Raw genomic sequence first — 24,248 nt, forward strand, 5'->3', positions numbered from 1 at the left:
CGCCAAACATCGTTTGAGACGATATGCCTTGAACCGGCGAGTTTTGCGCGTTTGGCGAGGAGAATCGGGTGGACGAGGGCGCGCCTTTCCCGGCGGACATGAACAGGACCCGGAAGGTCACGACGCGCCGGGAGATCGTGGTCGGTGCGTTCCGCTTCGCCGGCCTGTCAGCCGTCACCGCCACCCTCGCGGCCTGCGCCGGCGGAGACTATAGCCGCGAGCCGGCGCCCCAGGCGGCCCCCGCCCCCACCGCGCAGCCTTTGGCAACTGGGCCCGTGGTGGCGCTGATCCTGCCTTTGGGCGCGCAGGGCAATGCCGGCGCCGTCGGCCAGTCGCTGCGCAATGCGGCGGAGCTGGCGCTCTCGGAGCTTGGCTCGCCCGCCATCACGCTGATCGTGAAGGATGACGGGGGCACCTCCCAGGGCGCCCGTGCGGCGGCGGAAGCGGCCGTGAAGGAGGGCGCGCGCATCATCCTCGGCCCGCTCTTCTCCCATTCGGTGGGCGCGGTGGCGCAAGTGGCGCGGGCACGCGGCATCCCTGTCATTGCCTTCTCCACCGACACCAATGTGGCCTCCGAGGGCGTCTATCTCCTGAGCTTCCTGCCGCAGAGCGATGTCTCGCGCGTCGTCTCCTTCAGCGCGGCCCAGGGGCGCCGCTCCTTCGTGGCGCTGATCCCCGAGAATGCCTACGGCTCGGTGGCCGAGGGGGCGTTCCAGCAGGCGGTGAGCGCGTCCGGTGGGCGCGTCATGGGCATCGAGCGTTTCACCCAGGACAAGACGCGCCTGCAGAATGCGGTGCAGCGGGTGGCGGGCGTGGCCGCACAGGCGGATGCCGTCTTCATCCCCGATGCCGCGGACAATGTGCCCGCCGTGGTGCAGGCGCTCGCCGCCGCCGGCGTCGATCTCAAGCGGGTGCGCCCGCTGGGGACGGGACTGTGGGACGATCAGCGCCTGTTCTCCGACGCGCAGTTGGACGGAGCGCAGTTCGCAGGGCCTGACGCCGCTGGCTGGCAAGCCTTCTCCCAGCGCTACCGTGCCCGGTACAACACCGACCCCGTGCGCACCGCGACGCTCGCCTATGATGCGGTGTCGATGGTGGCCAAGGTGGTGCTCACCGAGGGGCCGGACAGCCTCACGAGCGCCTCGCTCACAAAACCCGCAGGCTTCAATGGTGTGGATGGCATATTCCGCTTCCGCGCCGATGGTACCAATGAACGTGGCCTCGCGGTCATGGAGATCAGAGGCGGGGCGACGCAGGTGGTGAGCCCCGCGCCCCGCAATTTCTCTGGGGGGCAATATTAGCCGTGCCGCGACGGCACGGTTGGTTTGTGGCCAGGATCAGCTATAGGTTCGCCCCCGCTGGATAAGCTTTTCACGAAGGAAGACGGGTCCATGAGATTGATTGCACCTCTGGCGGGCCTCATTCTGGCCGCCTCCGGCTTCGCGGCGCTCGCGCAGACCCCTCCGGCGCCCGCGGCCCCGGCGGCGCCTCCGGCCGCCTCCGCCTCCGCGCCCGCGCAGCCGCGCATGACCCAGGCCGGCACCCCCGCCCGCCCCGAGGTTCAGATCTCCCGCCCCATCGAGATGATCCTCAGCCAGCAGGCGGCTGGCATGACGTTCGACGGCAAGACGCTGACGCTGACCGGCGTGCCGCCCATCACCACCTTCCGGGTGGACCGGCCTGAGCGCATCGGCGGCACCATGACCACCGAGCAGTATGTGAAGCTGTGGAACGCCACGGTTCAGGTGTTCAAGAACGACCCGCCGAACGCCGCCCTCACCATCCTCGGCCCGGTGCCCACCCAGGTGATCATCGAATTGGGCAGCGTGACGCAGAACGGCACCACGCTCACCTACAACGCCTCGCTCCTGGATGGCGACATCCCCTCCAGCGGCGGCCCGGTGAACCTTGTGGTTGCACCCGTCGTCTATCGCCCCCTGGAGGCGACCGGCACGTTCCTGAACTGCTGGTGGAGCCCCTATTGGGTGGAGCGCGTCTGCCGCGCCGGCTGGTGAGCCCGGCTCCAGACGCCGGCTGACAAAAAAGCGCCCCGGAGAGCCTGGCTCTCCGGGGCGCTTTCGTTTCTGCGCGGGTCGATCAACCCTGCGGTGGGCGGAAGCCGGTCTGGCCCACATAGCCGGCCGCCTGGATGCCGGCGAGGCAGCAGACCTCGTCATTGTCCGACGTATCGCCGGAAATGCCCACGGAGCCGATCACGTTGCCGCCGTCGAGGATGAGCACGCCGCCTGGCACCGGCACGACGCGCCCGCCGCTGGCGGCCATCAGCGCATTCATGAAATGCGGCACCTTCACCGCCCGCTCGCCCAGTTCGCGCGAGCCGAAGCCCATGCCGAGCGCGCCCCACGCCTTGCCGATGGCGACGTCCGGACGGAGGATGCCGGAGTGGTCCTCGCGCTTCAGGGCCACGAGGTGTCCGCCGGCATCCAGCACGGCCACGGTCAGGGGTTCGAAATTCAGCTCCCGCCCCTTTGCCAGGGCGGCATCGACGATCTGATCGGCCTTCGCCAGCGATACGCTCACGTGTCTCTCCATCGGGTCCGGTTGAGCCTCAGCCCTTGGCCTTGTTCGGCCAATAGCCCACGAGCATGGAGCCGTCCTTGTTGCCCAGGCCCTTGTCCGCCGCCTCGTCATAGACCTTGAGGGTGGCGGCCGTCACGGGCAGTTCCGCGCCCAGCTCCTGGGCCTCAGCGATCATGGTGCGCAGGTCCTTGCGGATGCCGTCCACGGAGAAGGTGGCCGCCCCCGTGTCCTTACCCGCCAGCGAGGCGGCGATGGGGTCCGGGCGCGCTTTGAGCACGTTCATGCCGCCGGAGGTGTCGGAGAAGAATTCCACCAGCCACTTGGTGTCGAGGCCCACCTTGCTGCACAGCGTGTAGGCTTCGCCCAGGGCCTGATAATAGACCAGCAGCGGCAGGTTGATGGCGAGCTTCATGCTGGAGCCCGCACCCACCGGCCCCACATGCTCCACCCGGCGGCACAGCTGGTCGAGCAGCGGCTTGGCGCGCTCGAAATCGGCTTTCTCGCCGCCCACGAGGCCCAGCAGCTTGCCGGTGCGGGCAGGGCCTGTCGTGCCGCCCACGGGGCATTCGATGAAGGCGGCGCCGGCGGCGCGCACCTTCTCGGCCAGGGCCTCCTCTTCCTTGGAGAGTACCGTGCTCATCTCGATGACGAGCAGGCCCTTCAGCGCGGTGGAGAGAAGGCCGCCATCGCCCTCATAGACGGAGTGGAGCGCGTCGCCGTCCAGCAGGCTGGAAATGATCACTTCATTGCCGGGCACGAGGGCCGCGGGGGTCGGCGCGGTCTTCGCGCCGGCATCCACGAGTGGCTTGAGCTTGTCCGTGCTGCGGTTCCAGACGGTGACGTCGTGCCCGAGCTCCAGAAGGTGCAGCGCCATCGCCGCGCCCATGCGCCCCATTCCCGCAAAGCCGATCTTCATGGAACCGCCTCCCTCGCTGCCTTCGCACTGCACCGTGCGTTTTTGGCTTGCTAATTATCAACCGATCACTAGCATGATTGGGAAAGAAGCGCATAAACAAGCGCCAAGAACAAGAAGCAAAAGCTCTTGGAGGAGACAAAATGGGCACGATGGAAGAACGGCTGAAAGAAGCCGGCTCAAAGTCCCGCCGGCCTTACCCTGCGTTCACCGAGACCCGCTCCGGCATGCGCGTCCTCTGGGATGTGCCCATCGAGATGGACGACGGCCTCGTGATTCGGGCAGACGTTTTCCTGCCCATGGAGGAAGGCCGCTATCCCGTCCTCCTCACTTATGGGCCGTATGCCAAGGGCCTGTCCTTCCAGGAGGGCTATCCCTCCGCCTGGAACCGGATGGCGCAGAAGCATCCGGACGTGACCGCCGGCTCCTCCAATCTCTACCAGGCGTGGGAAGTGGTGGACCCGGAGAAGTGGGTGCCCCACGGCTATGCCTGCGTGCGTGTGGACAGCCGCGGCTGCGGCACCTCGCCGGGCTATGTGGATCCCTTCGGCCCGCGCGAGCAGAAGGACTTCTACGACTGCATCGAGTGGGCGGCCGCCCAGCCCTGGAGCACCGGCAAGATCGGCCTCAACGGCATTTCCTATTTTGGATCCAACCAGTGGCATGTGGCCAAGCACAAGCCGCCCCACCTCGCGGCCATGTGCATCTGGGAAGGCTCGGCCGACTGGTATCGTGACATGACCCATCACGGTGGAATCCTGTCCACCTTCTGGGCCAACTGGTACGACATGCAGGTGAAGACCGTGCAGTACGGCATCGGCGAGGCCGGGCGGCGCAGCAAGGCGCATGGCCAGCTCGTGTGCGGGCCCGAGCTGCTGTCGGAGGCCGAGCTTGAGGCGAACCGCTGCGATTTCGGCGCGGAGATCCGCTCCCATCCCCTCGACGACAAGTATCACAAGGACCGCTCGCCGGTCTGGGACGATATCGAGGTGCCCTTCCTCTCCGCTGCCAACTGGGGCGGGCAGGGGCTGCATCCGCGCGGCAATTTCGAGTCGTTCGTACGGGCTGCCTCGAAGGACAAGTGGCTGGAAGTCCACGGCATCGAGCACTGGACGCATTTCTACACGGACTACGGCCGCGAGCTGCAGCTGCGCTTCTTCGACCATTTCCTCAAAGGCGCGGACAATGGCTGGGACAAGCAGCCCCGCGTCCTCCTGCAGGTCCGCCATCCCGGCGAGAAGTTCGTGGAGCGGGAGGAGCATGAATGGCCGCTCGCCCGGACCAAATGGACCAAGTTCCAGCTGCATCCCAAGAATGGCCGGCTGGATACGGAGCCGGTGAAGAACGTGAGCGAACGGTCCTTCGACGCCATGGGCGAGGGGCTGACCTTCCTCTCCGCGCCGGTGGCCGAGGAGACGGAGATCACCGGCCCCATCGCCGCGAAGATCTTCGTGTCGTCCTCCACCAAGGATGCCGACCTCTTCCTCGTGCTGCGGGTGTTCACGCCGGACCTGAAGGAAGTGACCTTCCAGGGCGCCATCGACCCGAATACGCCGGTGGCGCAGGGGTGGCTGCGCGCCTCGCACCGCAAGCTGGATCCCAAGCTCTCCGAGCCCTACCGGCCCTATCACACGCACGATGAGAAGCAGCCGCTGAAGCCGGGCGAGATGGTGGAGCTGGACATCGAGATCTGGCCGACCTCCATCGTCATCCCTAAGGGCTATCGCTTCGCCCTCACGGTGCGCGGCAAGGATTATGAGTGGCCGGGCGGTTCCGGCGGCAAGCTCTCCAACTTCAAGAACGAGCTGACCGGCTGCGGGCCGTTCCTGCACAACGACCCGCTGGACCGGCCGCCCGAAGTCTTCGGGGGCACCACGACGCTGCATTTCTCGCCGGAGCGCGAGTCGTACGTCCTGCTGCCCATCATCCCTTCCAAATAAGGGAGGACGGCGCCGCGCCAGCGCGGCGCTTCGCACCATTCGCGGCCGGCCCCAACGCCAATGCGGGGCCGACCTGACCGGTACAGCCGGCAGCCGTGGGGGAACCGGCGGGGAAGCCCCGCCCGGAAGACGGAAGAGACGGAAAAGTCCGTCCGTATGTCGAGGAAACACCAAGGGAGATCGCAATGATCGTGGATCGCAGAAACGTTATCAAAGGTATAGGGGCCGGCGTCGGCGTGGCGGCGCTCGGCGCCCCTGCCGTGGTGCGCGCGCAAGCCAAGCCGGTCCGTATCGGCTTTATGACCGTGAAGACCGGCCCTCTGGCCTCCGGCGGCATCCAGATGGAGCAGGCGCTCACTCTCTATATGAAGGAGCGGAACAACATTCTCGCCGGCGTGCCGGTGGAGATCATCACGGTGGATACGGGCGGCGCCCCGTCGGTGGCGCGCACCAAGATGCAGGAGCTGGTGGAGCGCAACCAGATCTCCGCCATGATCGGCCCGCTCTCCACCCAGGAGGCGCTGGCGCTCGACGACTATATCCGCGAGACCAAGACCCCCACCATCTCCATCGCCGCGGCCGACGACATGACCCAGCGCCGCACGAACCCCTGGTTCGTCCGTGTGGCCTCCACCTCTTCGCAATGCGCCCATGTCATGGGCGACTATGCGGCGAAGGACCTGAAGTTCAAGCGCTGCTCCACCATCGCCGACGACATCGCCTATGGCCACGAGCAGAATGCCGGCTTCCAGCGGGTGTTCGAGGAGGAGGGCGGCAAGATCGTCCAGAAGCTGTGGCCGCCTTTGGCCGTGCCCGACTACGGCACCTACATCGCCCAGATCAAAACCAATGTGGACGGCATGTTCGCGGCCTTCGCGGGGTCGAACGGCTTCCGCTTCTTCCGCCAGTTCAACGAGTATGGGCTGAAGGGGAAGATCACGCTGATGGGCGGCATGACCGCATTCGACGAGAGCCTGCTTCAGCAGATGGGCGATGATGCCATTGGCCTGCTGTCGGTGAACTACTATTCGGCGACCCTCGACAACCCTTCCAACAAGAGGCTCGTCGAGGGCATGCGGCGCGACTACAAGGTGGACCCTGGCTATTATGCCGGCGCCTCCTACGTGGCCTGCGCGGTGCTGGAAGCGGGACTGAAGAGCGTCGGCGGCAATGCCGACAAGGAGGCGCTCATGAACGCCCTGCGCACCAACAAGGTGGAAGACACCTGCCGCGGCCCGCTCTCCTTCGACAAGTACGGGAACGCGGTCGGCAACATCTATATCCGCAAGGTGGCGAAGCAGGACGGGCGGCTCGTGAACGCGGTCATCAAGACCTACGACAATGTCAGCCAGTTCTGGAAGTACAACCCAGAAGAGTTCCTCAAGAGCCCGGTCTATTCGCGCGATTATCCCCCGGCGAAGAACCTGGAGAACTGAGGCGCGTTCACCCATGACATCCCCGCCCTCTGGCCCGTTCGCGGCGGAGGGGCGGGGGTGCCGCAAGGCGGAGGCAGGCGTCGCCTTCCTCCACTTCCCCGTCTTCCGCACGCGGGAGCGGCGCAATTTTGAAGCCGGCGATCGGGCTTTCCGGCCCGTTCCGCCGCGCTTGGCGGCGTCGGCGAACGTTGCCGAAGCAGGGCGCTGAAGCCCGCGCGGACAACAGTTTCAGAAAGGGAATGCGGCCTTGACACCTGCTGCTGTTTGCGGTTCCTGATATCTCAGGAAAGCAGAATCTGAATGACCCTGGCACGTAACAAAATCTACGAGATGATGCGTCACGACATTCTCAAATGCATCATCATGCCAGGAGCGGAGATCCGTGAAGCCGATCTCGCCCAACGGTTTGGTGTGAGCAAATCGCCGGTGCGGGACGCGCTTCAGAAGCTGGAATTGGAAGGCTTGGTCGATATCGAGCCACGGCGCGGCCACCGAGTTCGTGCCATATCAGTACGTGACGCTGAGGATATTCTGGAACTGCGGCAGGTCCTGGAGGCCGCGTGCGTGAAAAAAGTGGCGCTGGTGGCGAGCGAGGAAGAACTCGCAGGCCTCGATCGCTACCGGACGGCGGACAAGAGCTCGGCGGAGGCTTTCGCCGCCTACAACCGCGACTTCCACCACCATCTGGGGGTGCTGTCGGGAAACAGGCGCATGGCGGAGGAGATGGTCCGGGCCATGGATTATTATGCGAGGCTCTGCCTCGTCAGCCTGTCGGTGATCGCGGATCGAGGCTTCGATGGTCCTCTGAAGGACCATGTGGAGATCATCGATGCACTCCAGGCGCGCAACGGGAATGCTGCCGCGCGGGTGGTGCGCCGGCACGTGGGTAAGTCGCGGGACCAGATCCTGAAGGTTCTGGAGCGTAGACCTATTGTCAGTTAGCGCACAGAAAATGATGTAGAATGTATATAAGTACTTCTCGTAAGGGAAATATTTGGAAGTCTGCTTTCAGATGCTTTATGTGAAGGTCATAAAAATCGAGATCAAAAGATCCGGTAGGGAACGACAAGGAGAGTACATGAAACTGGATCGCAAGCCTGCCGCGCCGGAGCCTGGAATGGCTGACGCTGGCGCCCTGCCCACCCACGCCAAGCGGGGCTGAACCATGCAGTTCTGGCTGATCCAGACCCTCAACAGCGTCGCCTTCGGTGGCCTGCTGTTCCTGTTGTCCTCCGGCTTCTCGCTGATCTTCGGCCTGATGCGGATGCCGAACCTTGCCCACGGCGCCTTCTTCATGCTGGGCGCCTATTTCGGCGCAACCTTCATAAACTGGGGCGTGAATTTCTGGATCGCGGCGATCCTCTCCGGCCTCGTCGTGGGTGTGCTCGGCATCGTCCTGGAGCGCGGCCTGCTGCGGAAGCTCGCGGGCAACTCGCAAGGCCAGGTCCTGGTGACTCTGGGCGTCTCCTTCATCATCGCCGATGTCTGCCTCATGGTGTGGACCGGCGATCCCGTGCCGGTGCCGGCCCCGCAGTGGGCGCGGCCGCCGATCTTCTTCATGGGCTATGCCTTCCCCACCTATCGCCTCGTGGTGCTGGCCATCGCAGTGGTGGCGGCGGTGCTGCTCTATCTGCTGATGGAGCGCACCCGCCTCGGTGCCATGATCCGCGCCGGCGTGGATGACATGGAGATGGCGCGCGGCGTCGGCATCCGCGTCTCCATGCTGTTCATGATGGTGTTCATGTTGGGCGCGGCCCTCGCCGGGCTCGGCGGCACCATCGGTGGGCCCATCATGCAGGCCTATCCGGGCCTCGACGCGGACATGCTGCCCCTTGCCCTCGTGGTGGTCATCCTCGGCGGCGTGGGCAGCCTCATGGGCGCGCTGGTGGGCAGCTTCGCGGTGGGCTTCATCTACAATTTCGGCACCGCGCTGTTCCCCGACTTCGCCTACGTCATCCTCTTCCTTCCCATGGTCGCGGTGCTGGTTCTGATGCCCGAAGGCCTGTTCGCAGGGGCGCGCCAATGAGCAGGTCCGGCATCGCCTCCATCCTGGCGCTCATCGCGCTGGCGTTCGTCCCCTTCATGATGGGCGACTTCTTCATCAACCTGTCGAGCCAGGTCCTCTGCTACGCCCTGTTCGCGGTGAGCCTCAACCTCCTCGTGGGCTATGGCGGCATGACCTCGCTCGGCCACGCGGCCTATTTCGGCATCGCCGCCTATGGCGTCACCTGGCTGCACACGGTGGCCGGCTGGGACCAGCTCACTTCGGCCATCGGCGCCGTGGCGGTGGCCACCCTCTCCGCCGCCTTCTTCGGCGTGCTGGCGCTGCGGGCGAGCGGGCTGTCCTTCCTCATGATCACGCTGGCTCTGGGGCAGATCGTGTGGGGCATGGCCTATCGCTGGGTGGGCCTCACCCAGGGCGACAACGGTATGCGCTTCCCGGTGCGGCCGGAGCCGTTCGGCATCTCCATCAACAGCGCGACGAGCTTCTATTACTTCTCGCTCATCGTGTTCGCGGTCTCGGTCTACTTCATCTGGCGGGTGGTGAATTCGCCCTTCGGCGCCTCGCTGCGCGGCGCCCGGGACCAGCCCCGGCGCATGCGGATGCTGGGGCACGACGTGTGGATGATCCGGTGGGCGGCGTTCGTGATGTCCGGCTTCTGGGCCGCCATCGCCGGGCTGCTGTTCGTCTACTACCAGAAGTTCGTCAGCCCCTATGCGGTGTCGCTCCAGCAGTCCGCCGAGGTGCTGCTGATGACCATCCTCGGCGGCGCCACGACGCTCACCGGGCCCATGGTGGGCGCCGTCATCGTCACGCTGGTGAAGAACCTGGCCTCGACTTACGTGGAGCGCTGGAACGCGCTGCTCGGGCTCATCTTCGTGCTGTCCGTGGTGTTCATGCCCACCGGCCTCGTGCCCGGCTTCCAGAAGCTCCTGAGCCGAAAGAAGAAGCCCTCCGCCCCGGCGGAGGAGGCGCCGCCTCCCGCCCATGGCCACGGCCACGCCGCCACCCCCGCGTCGGAGCATGCGTCATGAGCACGGCGGCTCTCGAAATCACCGGCCTCGCGAAACGGTTCGGCGGCCTCGTGGTCACCCGCGACATCTCCATGCGCGTCGCCCCCGGCGAGCGGCGCCTCATCATCGGGCCGAACGGCGCGGGCAAGACCACGCTGTTCAACCAGATCACCGGCGACCTTCGGCCGGACTCAGGCTCCATCCGCCTGTTCGGCGAGGAACTGCTGAAGCTGAGGACCAAGGACCGCGTGGCCAAGGGCCTTGCGCGCACCTACCAGATCCTCACGCTCTTCCCGCAGGACACGCTGCTGCACAATGTGGTCCTGTCGCTGCTCGGGCTGCGGCCGGAGCGCTGGGACTTCTGGCGCATGCTGAAGGGCCGGTCCGATCTGTTCGACCTCGCCCAGGAGGCCCTCACCCAGGTGGGCCTCGGGGAAAGCGGCAACCGCCTCGTGGCGGAGACATCCTATGGCGAGCGGCGGCGGCTGGAGCTGGCCATGGCGCTCGCCCAGAAGCCCAAGGTGCTGCTTCTGGACGAGCCGCTCGCCGGCCTCTCGCAGGACGAGCGCAATGCGGTGAGTACGCTCCTCACCACCATTCCGCGGGATGTGACGATCGTCATGATCGAGCACGACATGGACGTGGCGCTCGCTTTCGCCGAGCAGATCACCGTGCTGCATTTCGGCGAGGTGATCGTCGAGGGCACCAGAGCCGAAGTGGTCGCCGATCCGCGCACGAGGGAGATCTATCTTGGCGAATGAGATCCTCCAGCTCTCCGACGTGCATGCCTATTACGGCGACAGCCACGTCCTGCACGGCATCAGCTTCTCGCTGAAGGAGGGAAGCCTTCTGGGACTGCTCGGCCGCAACGGCGCGGGCAAGACCACCTCCATGAGCACCATCATGGGCTTTCTCTCGCCAAAGCGCGGTTCCATCGCGCTCAATGGCGAGAAGATCAGCAATTGCAGCCCGGAGGCCATCGCCCGCAAGGGCGTGTGCCTGGTGCCGCAGGGCCGGCGCATCTTCCGCTCGCTCACCGTGAAGGAGAACCTTCAGGTGGCGGCCCAGCGGGGCGAGGGGAAGTCGAACACCTGGTCGCTGTCCCGCGTGTTCGACATCTTCCCGCGGCTGAAGGAGCGGCAGGGACAATTCGCCGGCTCCCTCTCCGGCGGCGAGCAGCAGATGCTGGCCATCGGGCGGGCGCTGATGGGCAATCCGCGCGTGCTCCTGATGGACGAGCCCTCCGAGGGCCTCGCCCCGCAGATCGTCGCCGATGTGGGCCGCACCATCGCCATGCTGAAGGCGGAGGGGCTGTCCATCGTCCTTGTCGAACAGAACATCAAGATGACGCTCAATCTTGCGGATCACATCGTGATCATCAATACCGGGCAGGTGGTGTTCTCCGGCCCCGCCGCGGACGCCGCCGCGGACCAGCGCCTCATTTCCCAGCACCTTGGCGTGTTTTAGTTTTCACCTCCTCAGGACACTTCACATGACTGATGTTTGGAACACTTACGGCCCCACCGCCGGACGCCGTCACGGCAAGACGACCCGCCCTCAGAGCCTCACCTTCGACATCCATTCCCATGTCGCGGTGCCGGCGGCGGCCAAGGTGGTCGAGGGCCATCTCGACATCTCCACCATCCCGCTCGCCAAGTACGGCACGGCGGAGACCAAGGCGCTGAACCAGAAGCAGGACAAGGACCGCACCTCGCGCATGACGCAGTATGACGAGCGCCTTGCGGACCTCGATGCCGCCGGCATCGACAAGCAGCTCATCATGCCCACGCCGGGCCAGTGCTACACCACGGTCAAGGCGGACATCGCCGGCAAGGCCGCGCGCGTGGTGAATGACGGCCTCGCCGAATATGTCGCCGGCCGTCCCGACCGCTTCGTCGCGCTGGGCACCGTGCCGCTCCAGGACGGCCACATGGCTGCGGCGGAGCTGGAATATGTGATGAAGCTCGGCCACAAGGGCGTGCAGGTTCTCACCAACGTGCACGGCAAGGAATTGTCCGATCCCGAATTCGCCCCCTTCTGGGCGAAGGCGGAAGAGCTGGGCGCCGTGGTGCTGCTGCATCCCAACGGCTTCACCGAAGCCTCGCGCCTCTCGCGCTTCTACTTCAACAACGTCATCGGCAATCCGCTCGAGACCGCCATTGCCGTTCATTACCTGATCTTCGACGGGGTGATGGAGCGCCATCCGAACCTGAAGATCCTGCTCGTGCACGGCGGCGGGTTCGCTGGCTCCTATTGGGCCCGCATGGACCATGCCTGGGGCGCGCGCTCGGACGTGAAGGTGATCCCCCACGCGCCGACCACCTACCTGAAGCGCATGTATTTCGACACGGTGGTGTTCTCCAACGAGCAGCTTGAGGCCCTCGTGAAGTTCGCCGGTGTCGATCATGTGGTGATGGGCACCGACTATCCCTACGACATGGCGGACAGCGACCCTGTCGGCCACGTCATGGGCGCGGCGCTGGACGACGCCGCGAAGGCGGCCATCTGCGGCGGGAATGCCAAGAAGCTGCTGGGCCTCTGAGCTCTCTTGCCCCTCCCCCGCTCGCGGGGGAGGGTGCTTTGTGCCCGGGCATGACGGCCTTCTGGGAGGAAGAGTGACATGACGCTTCGCATGTACGGCTTCTGGCGCTCCATCGCGTCCTTCCGGGTGCGCGTGGCGCTGAACCTCAAGGGCCTGGCCTATGAGGAGATGTCCATCGACATCCTCCAGGGCCGCCAGTTCACGCCCGATTTCGACAAGGTCAACGCCGCCCATGCCGTGCCGGCGCTGATCGAGGATGACGGGCACGTGCTGTTCCAGTCCCTCGCCATCCTCGAATATCTCGAGGAGACCCATCCCGAGCCCGCTTTGATGCCGCGCGATCCCCACGAGCGGGCCTATGCCCGGGCGCTGGCGCTGGCCACGGTGGCCGATACACACCCGCTCATGGTGCCGCGCATCCGCAAGCATCTCGCCGAGACCTTCGGCGCGGACGAGGAGGCCATCAAGACCTGGGTGGGCCACTGGATCGGCAAGGGCCTCGGCACCTATGAGCGCCTTTTCACCCGTCGCCCGCCCGCGCCCTTCGCGCTGGGTGCGACCCCTGGAATCGCCGACATCTGCATCGCCGGCCATGCCATGAGCGCGCAGATGTTCGGGCTGGACCTTGCCGCGTATCCCAATTTCAAGGCCCTGTCGGGCCGCCTGTTCTCCCTGCCGGAATTCGCCGACGCCCACGCCCTGAAGCAGGAAGGAGCCGCCCCGCATTAGGCGGCGCGCCGGCCCAGCGCGGAAGTCCGCACCCTGGCGGCCCTTCCCCGCCGCCCTAGGGTGAGGTGGATATTACCTCCACTTTTGGAACTTTCGTTCTTTTATCTGTCAGGAGAAGGCTTTACGGTCGCCACGCTCTCAGCATCGAGGGATTTCACATGCGACCCTTTTTGACCATGGTGGCAGGCGTGGCCTTTGCGGCCATTTCCGTTGCCTCTGCAAATGCTTTCCCGCTTCAGCCCCAGACCCCGGTTGCCGAGCTGGTGACGCCCGTGGCCCAGGGTTGCCCCGCCGGCTATTGGCCCGGGCCGTGGGGTCACTGCCGCAATACCCCTTATTACGGTCATCTGCCCAACGGCGGGTTCGCCACCCACGATACCGGCTGCCCGGCCGGCTATTGGCGCGGTCCCTGGGGGAATTGCCGGGATACGCCCTATCACGGCCGGCTTCCCGGTGGCGGATACCAGTGATCCCGCGCAGGAAGCTGCCTGTTTCACCAATTGCGCTTTCCTCTAGATCCGGTAGCCCCATGAAGCCTTTCATCCCCGCTTTGGCGGTGGCCGCCATGCTTGGCGCGACTTCGCCTACCTTTGCCCAGCAGACCCCCGCGCCGGCGCAGCCGGCCGCGTCGGCCCCCGCGACCTCGAACTATAGCGAGACCGACGCGCGCGCCGTGCTGAATGCCCGCCTCGCGGCGCTCAAGACGGTCATCGAGCTGACCCCGGACCAGGAGAAGCTGTGGCCGGCACTGGAGACCGCCATCCGCGACATCTCCAAGAATGCCGCCCGGCGCCGCCAGAATCGCGAAAAGGCCGATCCGAAGGACTTCCTTGATATCCTCGAGGTGGTTGCCGACGACGAGGCGGCGCGCGCGGCGGACCTGAAGCGGTTCGTTGCGGCCGCAAAGCCGTTCGTGGCCTCGCTCACGCCGGTGCAGAAGCGCCGTATTCCGGCTTTCCTCGGCATGATGGAGAAGCCGGGGGTGGGCCAGCCCTCGAGCGAGCTCTGGATCTTCGAGGAAGAAGAGTGAGCCTCGCCTGAGAGCAGGCTCGTGTTGCATGAGTCCCGCCGCCTTGATTGGCGGCGGGGTTTTTTGCGTCAGCCTTCCAGCAGCGCCGCCATGATGCGCTCGCGCGTCAGCGGCAGGTGGCGCAGGCGGGCTCCCAAGGCACGGGCCACGCCATTGCCGATGGCGGCGATCGTCGGCCCCTGCGAGACCTCGCCGATGCCGAGCGAGGGATGGTTTGGATTGCCGATCAGCCGCGTCTCGATGCGGGGCACTTCGGAGAAGCGCAGGATCGGATAGGTCTCCCAGGTGTTGGAGGAGACCGCTCCGTCCGCGAACATCACCTGCTCCTTGAGCGCCCAGGAGATGGCCTGGATGACGCCGCCCTCGATCTGGTTGCGCGCCCCGTCCGGATTGATGACGAGGCCGCCATCCACCGCGCACCAGACGCGCGAGACGCGAACCTCCTCTTCCACCGACAGCTCCACCACCATGGCCATGTAGGCGGCGATATTCTTGTAGCGGCTGAAGGCGAAGCCGCGTGCAAAGCCTTCCGGCGGTTCCTCGTTCCAGCCGGACATCTCCGCCGCCGCCTCGATGACCGCGCGGGCGCGGGGATCGCTCATGAGCGAGAGGCGGTAGGCCACCGGGTCCATGCCCGCTTCCTCCGCCAGCTCGTCCATGAAGCTCTCCAGCGCGAACACGTTGGTGATGGCCCCGAGGCCGCGCATGGAGGAGGTTCGCACCGGTGGTGCCGAGATGAAGTGGTGCACCATCTTCTGGTGCGGCAGGTCGTAGAGCAGGAAGGCGTTGCGCGAGGCGCCGCCGCCGGCCCCGTCCGGCACGTCGGCCGGCGGGGGATCGACGGGCGGATGCTCCAGCGCATTGGCGGTGAGCAGATGCACCGCCCCGTTCATGCCGGGGCGGCTGCCATGGGTGGGGCTCCAGATGTCGATGGTCCAGTCCACCGGCCGCGCGTCCGCATCGAGCCCGGCGGAGACGCGCACCACCATGGCGGCGCCGAATGGCGCGACGCCCAGTTCGTCCTCGCGGGTCCAGAGCACGCGCACGGTGCGGCCGGGCCGGGCCATGGCGACGAAGGCCGCGTCGAAGGCGGCATCGTCCGCCCCGTTATGGCCGTAGCAGCCGGCGCCCTGGTGGTGGAGGAGGTGCACCGCCTGAATGTCCAGGGACAGCGCCTTGGAAATGGAGGCGCGCAGGAAGAACACGCCCTGGGAATGGGTCCACACCGTCAGCCGGCCATCCTCGAAGCGGGCGAGGCCGCAGGAGGGGGCGATGGAGCCGTGGGCGATATAGGGTTTGGAATAGGTCGCCTCCACGCGCCGCGCGGCGGCGGTCCCGGCGAGGGTGCCGCGCTCTACCACGCGGTCCGGCGCGGTCGGCCGGTCCAGCAGCGAGATGGCCTCCGCATCACCCGGCGCGAGGTCGATGCCGCCTTCCCAGCGGGCGCGCTCACGCAGGCGCTGGAAGGCGGCGAGAACCTGCGCCTCGTCCTCGCCGATCACCGCCACCACGTCGCCGGAGCGATGGAACGTCACCACGCCGCCGCCGGCCTTGAGCGCCGCCGCCTCATCGATCTCCACGAGGCGCGCGCCGATGCGGGGCCGGTGGAGCACGCGGGCGTGGAGCAGGTCTGCCGGCGCGAGGTCCTGGATGAAGGGCGCGCCACCCACCTTTTCCGGAAGGTCGCGCCGCGGCACGTCGGACCCCACCACGCGGAAGCGCGTGGGGGCCTTGGCGGGCGCCGCGCCCGTGGCCTGCCGGCCGAGATCCACGTGGGGAGCGAGCATCCAATAGTCGAGATTGGTGGGTGCACCCTCCCGCGTCACCCGGCCGTCCTCCATGGCGAGGTCGGCAACGTCGCAGCCGAGCTGCTCCGCCGCCGCCTCCAGGATCAGGGCGCGCACCTCGGCGCAGACGAGGCGGATCGCGCCGCCCGACAGCTCCACGGAGCGGCTGCCGGCGGTGTAGCCCTCGTCGGGGCTGACGTCGGTGTCGCCGGAGGTGAGGCGGATGCGGGAGATATCCACGTCCAGCTCTTCGGCGGCGATCTGCATCAGGGCCGTGAGCAGGCCCTGGCCCAGCTCCACCTTGCCGGTGCGCACCGCCACCGTCCCGACTTCCGGGAAGGCGACCCACTGGTTGAGCCGGGGATTGTCCGTGAGGCTGAGGGGAAGGGCATTGGGGATCATGCGGCCTCTCCCCGAAGGGTGGCGGCGGCCCGCTCCACGGCGCGGATGATGCGCTCATGGGCGCCGCAGCGGCACAGATGGGGATCGAGGGCGGAGACGATGTCATCGCGCGACGGCGACGTGCTCCTGTCCAGCAGCGCCTTGGCGGACATGAGGATGCCGGAGAGGCAATAGCCGCACTGGCCCGCCTGCTCGGCGAGGAACGCGTCATAGAGCGGGTGGGTGCCGATGCATTCCGCCGTCTCCACATTCTTGCCGGCGGTGTCGATGGCGAGGTGGGAGCAGGAATAGGTGGGCTTGCCGTCCATCAGCACCATGCAGGCGCCGCACTGCTCCGCGCCGCAGCCGAAGCGGGTCGCCTTCATGCCGAGGACATTGCGCAGCACGTGGATGAGCGGCGCGGCCTCGTCCGCCGTCACCGACCTCGCCTCGCCGTTCACGCGTAACGCGATCTCAAGCGCCATGGAAACTCCTAGACCCTATCGCCGTCACCCCGGCTTGACCGGGGATCCTGCTCCGCCTTTACGGACAGAGATGCCCGGGTCAAGCCCGGGTATGACGGCTGGTGGCGGCACCCCCGCAAGATGTCGTGAATGATCACGCCTCGCCCTGCGGCGGGACGCGGTAGATGCGCAGGCAGATGGCCAGCATGGAATAATAGCCGAGCAGCCCTGCCAGCTCGACCACCGCCTTCTTGCCGAAGCGCGCCTCGGCCGCCGCGAAGAGGTCGTCGGGCACGTCGTTCTTGGCGAAATAGGTGCTGGCGAAGGCATAGACGAGTTCATCGTCCGCATCCTCGAACACCGGCACTTCGTCCGTCTCCAGCGCGGCGATCACGCTCTCCGGCAGGCCGGCCCTGCGCGCTTCGTGCACATGCACCGACCACTCATAGGTGGCGTCCCAGTGCCGGGCCACCACCAGGATCGCAAGCTCGGAGAGGCGCGGCGTGAATTCGGTGCCATAGCGGCAGAACACGCCCAGCGCCTGCGATTTCTCCGCCAGCTCCGCGCTGCCAAGAAGCAGGTGGTAGATATAGGGCACGGTCTTGCGGGGGCCGGAGGCGATGGCATCGAAGACCGCCTTCTGGGCCGGGCTGAGTTCGGCCGGTTCCAGTTCCCTGAAGCGCTTGGTCACGCGGAATTCCTTCCCGAAGATGCGTCGTCGGCATGGGGGTGAACCGCCAGGCGGCGGGCGGGTGCGGTGTGCGCCAAAACCCTTATCACTGCCCCGTGGGACGGCGGCATTTTTTCTGTTTATCGCTCGATAATTCTTGCTCGGCCTCGGCTTGTCAATTATGGCCCATTCACGAGGGCTCAGCCCCCGCCACAGCTAATCAAGGTGCGCCTTCATAAGGTGCCGCACGACGGCCCGGGGCGCGGAGGAGACAATCATGAGCGGCACTTCCGAACGCCCCACCGTCGGCGTTGTCGGCCTCGGCATCATGGGTTCGTCCTATGCGCGCAACCTGCGCGAGGCGGGCTTCCCGGTCATCGGCTTCGACGTGGCGGAGGCGCCGCTGAAGGCGCTGAAGGAACAGGGCGGCGAAATCGCGGCCTCGCCCAAGGAGCTGGCGGCCAAGGCCGACGTTATCCTCATCGCGCTCGCCTCCGTGGATGCGCTGAAGTCCGCCTGCGGCGGCGAGAGCGGGATGATCCACTCCATCCGCTCCGGGACGGTGGTGTGCGAGATGGGCACCCTGCCCATGTACGCCAAGGACTATGTACTGAAGCTGTTCGAGCCGAAGGGCGTGCCGGTGCTCGACTGCCCGGTTTCCGGCACGGGTGCCCAGGCGGCGGTGCGCGACCTCGTGGTCTATGCCTCGGGCGATGAGGCGGCCGCCACCCGCATTCGCCCGGTGTTCGACGGCTTTGCCCGCAACACCCGCTATGTCGGCGCGTTCGGCGCGGGCATCAAGCTGAAGTTCGTGGCGAACCTCCTCGTGACCATCCACAACCTCGCCACCGCCGAGGCGCTGCTCATGGCCGAGCAATCCGGCCTCGACCTCAACATGGTGTTCGATGCCATCCGTGACGGCGCGGGCAATTCCCGTATGTTCGAGGTGCGCGGGCCCATGATGATCGAGGAGCGCTACCAGCCGGCGACCATGAAGATGGACGTCTACATGAAGGACCTCACCCTCATCACCGAGTTCGCCCGAGACATCCGCACGCCGACCCCGCTGATGGCCGCGAGCGTGCCCTTCTATGTGGCCGCGCTCGCCGCTGGCCGCGACGCCGATGACACGGCGGCGCTCTATGCCGTGCTGAAGGAAATGACGCAGAAGAAGTGAGGAATGGGAGGCGGCAGTTTCAGAGGCCCGCGCCCGCCTTACACACCGTCATGCCCGGGCTTGTCCCGGGCATCCACGCCTCTCCCTTAAGCAACACCCAGCGGCACCCCGTGGATGGCCGGGACAATCCCGGCCATGACGGCTGTTCCTTGAGGCGGCAGTGTATAAGCGCCGCGTCTAACCTCTGAGCCGCTTCTCCAGCACCGCCTTGTATCCGGCGAAGAACACATCGAGCACCCGGGTGATCATGTCGTTCTTCGCCAGATGGACCGGGGTTCGGTACACGTAGCGCCGCACGCCGTAATAGAAGATGCCGCCCTGAAGGTCCCACGCCACTTCCAGATCGTGCGGGTCCAGCACCTCCGGCGGCTCGATCCCGCATTCGCTCTGGAACTCGCGCACGATGCGCGACAGGATGCGCTCCTCCACCAGCGCCAGGTAGCGCTCGTTGATGGAGACCCCCTTCAGGCCGGCGAAGAAATAGATGCGCATCCATTGGGGGTTCAGGATGGCGTCGGTATATTCCTCGTAGAAGGTCTGCAGCCGCTCGCGCAGCGGCCGGGTCCGGTCGGTGAGCAGCGTGTCCCAGCTCGGCTTCCACTGGTCCAGGTAGACGACCTTGTAGATCTCCTGGATCAGGGCTTCCTTGTTGGGGAAGTAGCGATAGAGCAAAGGCTGCGTGGTGCCGAGATGGCGCGCCAGTTCCCGCGTGCCGCCGTCGAAGCCGACGCGGGCGAAATATTCGATGGACTTCGCAAGGATCTCGCGCCGCCGGTCGGCCGCCGAAAGGCGCCGCTTGGGCGCCGGCTTGTGGGCCGGTTGGGTCGTTGCGGTCTTGCGCGGTGTCCGTTCCGCCGGGGTCTCCGGCGCCGCTTTCCGGCTTTCCGCCGCGCGGGTCATACCTGCCTCATGTCATCTGTCAGTCTTCCTTCATAAGCGACCATACGCCCCCCGGCGACCCTAATGTTTGCGCTCCATCAGCTTTCCATGCTGCACAGCGGCACCTATGGCGCACCGCACGTAAGCCCTCTTGCGCGCCCTGCTCCATGCTGTATTTATCGATCGATAAAAATCCGGGAGACTGCCCAATGAAAGTGAACCGCGCCGCGATCTATGAAGCTGCGGAGAAGCTCTCCAACTGGGGCCGCTGGGGTGCCGACGACCAGATCGGCACGCTCAACAACGTCACCCCGGAAGACGTGATCAATGCCGGCAAGCTCATCAAGAAGGGCAAGACCTTCGCGCTGGGCCTCTCGCTGAAGGAGCCGATCCAGTCCGGCCTGTTCGGCGGCCGCTGGAACCCCATCCACACCATGCTGGCCACCGGCACCGATGCCGCCGCCGGCGTGCAGGACACCCCCGCGCCGTATCTGCGCTATGCGGACGACGCCATCAACATGCCCTGCCAGGCCTCCACCCAGTGGGATGCGCTCTGCCACATCTTCCTCGATGACAAGATGTACAACGGCTACGACGCCAAGCTCGTGGACGTGAAGGGTGCGAAGAAGCTCGGCATCGAGCATGTGCGCAACAAGATGGTGGGCCGTGGCGTGCTGCTGGATGTCGCCCGCTTCAAGGGCGTGGATTCCCTCGACGACGGCTATGCCATCACCATTGCCGACCTGAAGGACACTGCCGCCGCGCAGAAGGTGGAGATCCGCAAGGGCGATTTCGTCATTGTGCGCACCGGCCACCAGGAGCGCTGCCTCGCGAAGAAGGACTGGAGCGGCTATGCGGGCGGCAACGCCCCCGGCTTCGCCTTCGAGACCGCCTACTGGATCCGCGAGACCGACATCGCGGCCATCTGCTCGGACACCTGGGGCTGCGAGGTGCGCCCCAACGAGACCGACGAGGCGAACCAGCCCTGGCACTGGGTGGTCATCCCCGCCATCGGCATCTCCATGGGCGAGATCTTCTACCTGAAGGAGCTCGCGGAGGACTGCGCCGCCGACAAGGTGTATGAGTTCTTCTTCACCGCTCCGCCTTTGCACCTGCCGGGGGCGGCGGGTTCGCCCATCAATCCCCAGGCCATCAAGTAAGCGGGAGGGCACGCCGATGCCTAAGTTTTTGAAGCGCGGCCGCGATGCCGCCTTGCGCGCCGAGGACCAGGCGAAGGTCCGCGCCACGGTGGAAGGCATCCTTGCCGACATCGAGGCGCGGGGCGATGCCGCCGTGCGCGAATTGTCCGTGAAGTTCGACGGCTGGGACCGGGCGGATTACCGCCTCTCCGAGCAGGAGATCGAGTCCTGCCTGTCCAAGCTCAAGAAGCGCGATCTGGACGACATCCGCTTTGCGCAGGAGCAGGTTCGTAACTTCGCCCAGCACCAGAAGAATGCCCTTAAGGACATCGAGGTGGAGACGCTGCCCGGCATCGTGCTCGGGCACAAGAACATCCCGGTGAACTCGGTGGGCTGCTACGTGCCCGGCGGCAAGTATCCGTTGCTGGCCTCGGCCCACATGTCGGTCATCACGGCGAAGGTGGCCGGGGTAAAGCGCATCATCACCTGCGCCCCGCCATTCCATGGCGAGCCGGCCCCCGCCATCGTCGCCGCCCAGCATCTGGCCGGCGCCGACGTGATCTACTGCCTCGGCGGCATCCAGGCGGTGGGGGCCATGGCGCTCGGCACTGAGAGCATCGAGCCGGTGGACATGCTGGTGGGCCCCGGCAACGCCTTCGTGGCGGAGGCCAAGCGCCAGCTTTACGGCCGCGTGGGCATCGACCTGTTCGCCGGTCCAACCGAGACCCTGGTGATCGCCGACGACAGCGTGGACGGCGAGCTCTGCGCCACCGACCTCCTCGGCCAGGCCGAGCATGGCCCCAACTCCCCCGCCATCCTCCTCACCAATTCGGAGAAGCTGGCGAAGGAGACCATGGCGGAGGTGGAGCGCCTCCTCACCATCCTTCCCACCGCCGAGATCGCCCGCAAGGCGTGGGAGGATTATGGCGAGGTGATCGTCTGCGACAGCTATGAGGAGATGGTGCAGGAGGCCGACCGCATCGCCTCCGAGCATGTCCAGGTCATGACCCGCGACCCGGACTATTTCCTCAACAACATGACCAATTACGGCGCCCTGTTCCTGGGGCCGCGCACCAACGTCTCCTTCGGCGACAAGGTGATCGGCACCAACCACACGCTCCCGACCCTGAAGTCGGCGCGCTATACCGGCGGCCTGTGGGTGGGCAAATTCCTGAAGACCTGCACCTACCAGCGGGTGCTCACCGACGAGGCCTCGGCCATGATCGGGGAATATTGCTCGCGCCTGTGCATGCTGGAAGGCTTCGCCGGCCATGCGGAGCAAGCCAACATCCGCGTGCGCCGCTATGGCGGGCGCAACATCCCTTACGCGACCGCGGCCGAATGAGCCGGGCCTCGCATCACGGGTGACCTCCTGGGGCTCGCGCCTGCGAGCCCCTTTTTCTTTTTCACGGCCCGAGCCGGGGCAGTCAGTCGGCGGCAACCACGAGAGCCACTGTCATGGCCGGGACAAGCCCGGCCATGACGGCCTTTCAGGGGGAGGCGCCTTAAACGAAAACGAGTCGCATAAGAGCGAAGAGGAGAGCGGCATGGACCTGCCGAAGACGCCAAGCTTCAACCTTTCCGGAAAGCGCGCCCTCGTCACCGGCGCGGGCCGGGGCATCGGCCTTGGCGCGGCGGCGGCGCTCGCCCAGGCCGGCGCCGACGTGACGCTCGCCGCCCGCACCCTCGATGAGGTGGAAGCCGCCGCCGCAGCGCTGCGCGCCGAAGGCGGCAAGGCAAGCGCGCTCTCACTGGACGTCACGGACCTGCCGCGCATGCAGGCAGCGCTGGACGCCGTCGAGCCCTTCGACATCCTCGTCAACAATGCCGGCACCAACCGGCCGAGCGCGTTCCTCGACGTGAAGATCGAGGATTTCGACCTCGTCATGGGCATCAATGTGCGCGCGGCCTATTTCGTCGCCCAGACGGTCGCGCGGGGCATGGTGAAGGCGGGGAAGGGCGGCTCCATCATCCACATCTCGTCCCAGATGGGCCATGTGGGCAGCGCGCGCCGCTCCATCTATTGCGCGTCCAAATGGGCCATGGAGGGCTTCTCGAAGGCCATGGCCATCGAGCTTGCGCCACACAAGGTGCGGGTGAACACGCTTGCGCCCACCTTCATCCAGACCCCCATGACCAAGCCCTTCTTCGAGGACGAGAAGTTCCGCGCTAGCGTGATCAACATGATCAAGCTGGGGCGCATCGGCGAGGTGGAGGATCTGATGGGCGCCGTCGTCTTTTTGGCGAGCGATGCCTCGGCGCTCATGACGGGCTCGTCCCTGGTGGTGGACGGCGGCTGGACGGCGGAGTGAGGCGCGGGAGCGCCACGCCATTCCCTCTCCCGCTTGCGGGGGAAGGGAGGGAGGGGGCAGGTCGCACTGGCAAGGATGTCAGGGCCCTTGCCAGGCGCGACAGGCTCCCTCCCAGTGCTTCGTCAACCCAGGCTCGAACCCGGATACAACAGTGTTCCGTCTTGCGGGGAACGGGAAACGTCTTCCCGACGATCGTCATCCCCGGACTTGATCCGGGGATCTCTCTTCGTCCCGCGTGATGCCCGGGTCGAGCCCTGGCATGACGTCTTTCCAATTGGGCCTCACTGGCTGCCCTTGATCTTGTCCAGCCACGGCTTCGCCTGGGGGAACTCCTTCAGCAGCGCCGCATAGACCTCGGGCGCGGTGGCGCGGAAGCTCGCGAGGTCGGGCTCGATGATCTGCACCTTGCCGCCCGCCTTCATGGTCTCGATGGCCGCCGCATAATCCTTCTTGTAATGGTCGATGGCGAACTTCACGGCCTCCGCCGCCGCCTCGCGGAAGATCTTCTGCTGCTCTGGCGTGAACGAGTCGAACTTCGCCTTCGAGATGATGATCAGCGCCGGCATGTACATGATCTTGGTGAAGGAGAAGGTCTTCGACACTTCGATGAAGCGGTCCTGCAGGAACAGGTCCGGCGAGTTCTCGCCCGCATCCACCGCGCCGTTCTGGAGCGCCATGTAAAGCTCGGTATAGGCCATGGGGGTGGGCTGCGCGCCCAGCGCCGTATAGGCGGTCACGTAACCCGGGCCGGGGATGACGCGGATCTTCAGGCCCTTCATGTCGGCGGCGGTCTTCACGACGCGGCCGTTGGTGAACACGTTGCGCTCAAGCGCGGAGATGAAGCCGAGGCCCACCATGCCGTATTGCGGCAGCAGCTCCAGCATCTCCTTGCCGATGGGGCCCTGGAGGGTCTTGTTGGCGTCGTCCACGGACGAGAACAGATAGGGGAAGGAGAAGACGGTGTAGTCCTTCACCGTATTCTCCAGCGGCGCCTCGCCGGTGACCACGATGTCCTGCGTGCCCGTGCGCACGGACTGGATCATCTTCACCTCGCCGCCGAGCTGGGCGGCCGGGAAGAGGTTGATCTTGATCTGGCCCTTGGACTTCTCCGCCACCAGCTCGGCGAGCTTGGCGGCCGCCGCGTGATAGTGGCTCGCGGTGGTGAGCACGTGGCCGGCATTCAGTTCGATGGTCTGGGCCGAGGCGAAGGCCGTGCTGGCGAGCAGCAGGGCAGAGGAGATCAGGGTTCGCGCGCTTCGCAACATGAGGTTCATTCCTTCTCTGGTCGGTTCT

The 24,248-nt window shown here is 66.1% G+C and carries 24 protein-coding genes; 17 read left to right on the plus strand and 7 right to left on the minus strand.

Annotated elements, in window-relative coordinates; genetic code table 11:
- The first annotated feature begins 68 nt into the window (after nt 1-68).
- On the plus strand, nt 69-1,301 hold the full coding sequence (locus ABLE91_RS11425) for a penicillin-binding protein activator (RefSeq protein ID WP_348930938.1): 1,233 nt from the start codon (nt 69-71) through the stop codon (nt 1,299-1,301).
- A 90-nt stretch (nt 1,302-1,391) separates the two neighbouring features.
- Nucleotides 1,392-2,015, plus strand: coding sequence for a hypothetical protein (locus ABLE91_RS11430; protein WP_348930939.1), 624 nt, complete (start codon nt 1,392-1,394; stop codon nt 2,013-2,015).
- 82 nt (nt 2,016-2,097) lie between these two features.
- Here ABLE91_RS11430 and ABLE91_RS11435 read toward each other — a convergent pair whose 3' ends face one another.
- Together ABLE91_RS11435 and ABLE91_RS11440 are read right to left on the minus strand one after the other, a co-directional pair.
- On the minus strand, nt 2,098-2,541 hold the full coding sequence (locus ABLE91_RS11435) for a GlcG/HbpS family heme-binding protein (RefSeq protein ID WP_348930940.1): 444 nt from the start codon (nt 2,539-2,541) through the stop codon (nt 2,098-2,100).
- 28 nt (nt 2,542-2,569) lie between these two features.
- Nucleotides 2,570-3,457 carry an NAD(P)-dependent oxidoreductase gene (locus ABLE91_RS11440; RefSeq protein ID WP_348930941.1) on the minus strand — a complete coding sequence of 296 codons (888 nt, stop codon included), beginning with the start codon at nt 3,455-3,457 and terminating at the stop codon, nt 2,570-2,572.
- Nucleotides 3,458-3,597: 140 nt separating this feature from the next.
- Here ABLE91_RS11440 and ABLE91_RS11445 point away from each other — a divergent pair, with 140 nt between their 5' ends.
- From ABLE91_RS11445 to ABLE91_RS11495, 11 genes are all read left to right on the plus strand, one after another.
- Nucleotides 3,598-5,394, plus strand: a complete 1,797-nt coding sequence (locus tag ABLE91_RS11445) for a CocE/NonD family hydrolase (protein ID WP_348930942.1) — start codon at nt 3,598-3,600, stop codon at nt 5,392-5,394.
- Between the two features lie 185 nt (nt 5,395-5,579).
- Entirely contained in the window at nt 5,580-6,830 is a 1,251-nt protein-coding gene (locus ABLE91_RS11450; protein ID WP_348930943.1) for an ABC transporter substrate-binding protein, read from the plus strand.
- Between the two features lie 300 nt (nt 6,831-7,130).
- Nucleotides 7,131-7,772 (plus strand): GntR family transcriptional regulator, encoded by a 642-nt coding sequence (locus ABLE91_RS11455; RefSeq protein ID WP_348930944.1) that lies wholly within the window; start codon nt 7,131-7,133, stop codon nt 7,770-7,772.
- A 223-nt stretch (nt 7,773-7,995) separates the two neighbouring features.
- Nucleotides 7,996-8,856, plus strand: coding sequence for a branched-chain amino acid ABC transporter permease (locus ABLE91_RS11460; protein ID WP_348930945.1), 861 nt, complete (start codon nt 7,996-7,998; stop codon nt 8,854-8,856).
- On the plus strand, nt 8,853-9,866 hold the full coding sequence (locus ABLE91_RS11465) for a branched-chain amino acid ABC transporter permease (protein WP_348930946.1): 1,014 nt from the start codon (nt 8,853-8,855) through the stop codon (nt 9,864-9,866). Before ABLE91_RS11460 ends, ABLE91_RS11465 begins: the two co-directional genes overlap by 4 nt.
- Nucleotides 9,863-10,606 (plus strand): ABC transporter ATP-binding protein, encoded by a 744-nt coding sequence (locus ABLE91_RS11470; RefSeq protein WP_348930947.1) that lies wholly within the window; start codon nt 9,863-9,865, stop codon nt 10,604-10,606. Before ABLE91_RS11465 ends, ABLE91_RS11470 begins: the two co-directional genes overlap by 4 nt.
- Entirely contained in the window at nt 10,596-11,312 is a 717-nt protein-coding gene (locus ABLE91_RS11475) for an ABC transporter ATP-binding protein (RefSeq protein ID WP_348930948.1), read from the plus strand. Before ABLE91_RS11470 ends, ABLE91_RS11475 begins: the two co-directional genes overlap by 11 nt.
- Nucleotides 11,313-11,337: 25 nt before the next feature.
- A complete protein-coding gene (locus ABLE91_RS11480; RefSeq protein ID WP_348930949.1) occupies nt 11,338-12,387 on the plus strand; it encodes an amidohydrolase family protein in 1,050 nt (349 codons plus the stop codon).
- A 78-nt stretch (nt 12,388-12,465) separates the two neighbouring features.
- Entirely contained in the window at nt 12,466-13,116 is a 651-nt protein-coding gene (gene maiA / locus ABLE91_RS11485; protein ID WP_348930950.1) for a maleylacetoacetate isomerase, read from the plus strand.
- 158 nt (nt 13,117-13,274) lie between these two features.
- Nucleotides 13,275-13,586, plus strand: coding sequence for a GCG_CRPN prefix-to-repeats domain-containing protein (locus tag ABLE91_RS11490; RefSeq protein WP_348930951.1), 312 nt, complete (start codon nt 13,275-13,277; stop codon nt 13,584-13,586).
- Between the two features lie 59 nt (nt 13,587-13,645).
- Complete coding sequence (locus tag ABLE91_RS11495) at nt 13,646-14,146, plus strand: Spy/CpxP family protein refolding chaperone (RefSeq protein WP_348930952.1); 501 nt, start codon at nt 13,646-13,648, stop codon at nt 14,144-14,146.
- A gap of 68 nt (nt 14,147-14,214) precedes the next feature.
- On the opposite strand, the gene ABLE91_RS11500 is transcribed toward ABLE91_RS11495, so the two are convergent.
- The 3 genes from ABLE91_RS11500 to ABLE91_RS11510 form a co-directional block, all read right to left on the minus strand.
- Nucleotides 14,215-16,335, minus strand: coding sequence for a xanthine dehydrogenase family protein molybdopterin-binding subunit (locus ABLE91_RS11500; protein ID WP_348930953.1), 2,121 nt, complete (start codon nt 16,333-16,335; stop codon nt 14,215-14,217).
- Nucleotides 16,332-16,799, minus strand: coding sequence for a (2Fe-2S)-binding protein (locus ABLE91_RS11505; protein ID WP_348930954.1), 468 nt, complete (start codon nt 16,797-16,799; stop codon nt 16,332-16,334). The genes ABLE91_RS11500 and ABLE91_RS11505 overlap by 4 nt, the downstream gene beginning before the upstream one ends.
- A gap of 133 nt (nt 16,800-16,932) precedes the next feature.
- Nucleotides 16,933-17,469 carry a carboxymuconolactone decarboxylase family protein gene (locus tag ABLE91_RS11510; RefSeq protein WP_348930955.1) on the minus strand — a complete coding sequence of 179 codons (537 nt, stop codon included), beginning with the start codon at nt 17,467-17,469 and terminating at the stop codon, nt 16,933-16,935.
- Between the two features lie 256 nt (nt 17,470-17,725).
- On the opposite strand from ABLE91_RS11510, the gene ABLE91_RS11515 reads away from it, so the two are divergent.
- Nucleotides 17,726-18,625 (plus strand): NAD(P)-dependent oxidoreductase, encoded by a 900-nt coding sequence (locus ABLE91_RS11515; RefSeq protein WP_348930956.1) that lies wholly within the window; start codon nt 17,726-17,728, stop codon nt 18,623-18,625.
- 177 nt (nt 18,626-18,802) lie between these two features.
- Here ABLE91_RS11515 and ABLE91_RS11520 read toward each other — a convergent pair whose 3' ends face one another.
- Nucleotides 18,803-19,525 carry a TetR/AcrR family transcriptional regulator gene (locus ABLE91_RS11520; protein WP_348930957.1) on the minus strand — a complete coding sequence of 241 codons (723 nt, stop codon included), beginning with the start codon at nt 19,523-19,525 and terminating at the stop codon, nt 18,803-18,805.
- A gap of 188 nt (nt 19,526-19,713) precedes the next feature.
- On the opposite strand from ABLE91_RS11520, the gene ABLE91_RS11525 reads away from it, so the two are divergent.
- The 3 genes from ABLE91_RS11525 (at nt 19,714) to ABLE91_RS11535 (ending at nt 22,955) form a co-directional block, all read left to right on the plus strand.
- On the plus strand, nt 19,714-20,664 hold the full coding sequence (locus tag ABLE91_RS11525; RefSeq protein ID WP_348930958.1) for a cyclase family protein: 951 nt from the start codon (nt 19,714-19,716) through the stop codon (nt 20,662-20,664).
- Between the two features lie 16 nt (nt 20,665-20,680).
- Nucleotides 20,681-21,988: a histidinol dehydrogenase gene (gene hisD / locus ABLE91_RS11530; protein WP_348930959.1), complete on the plus strand. Its 1,308-nt coding sequence runs from the start codon at nt 20,681-20,683 to the stop codon at nt 21,986-21,988.
- Nucleotides 21,989-22,190: 202 nt separating this feature from the next.
- Nucleotides 22,191-22,955, plus strand: a complete 765-nt coding sequence (locus ABLE91_RS11535; protein ID WP_348930960.1) for an SDR family NAD(P)-dependent oxidoreductase — start codon at nt 22,191-22,193, stop codon at nt 22,953-22,955.
- 281 nt (nt 22,956-23,236) lie between these two features.
- Here ABLE91_RS11535 and ABLE91_RS11540 read toward each other — a convergent pair whose 3' ends face one another.
- On the minus strand, nt 23,237-24,229 hold the full coding sequence (locus ABLE91_RS11540; RefSeq protein ID WP_348930961.1) for a TRAP transporter substrate-binding protein: 993 nt from the start codon (nt 24,227-24,229) through the stop codon (nt 23,237-23,239).
- Nucleotides 24,230-24,248 lie beyond the last annotated feature (19 nt).

Source organism: Aquabacter albus (assembly GCF_040049275.1).
Classification (GTDB): Bacteria; Pseudomonadota; Alphaproteobacteria; order Rhizobiales; family Xanthobacteraceae; genus Aquabacter.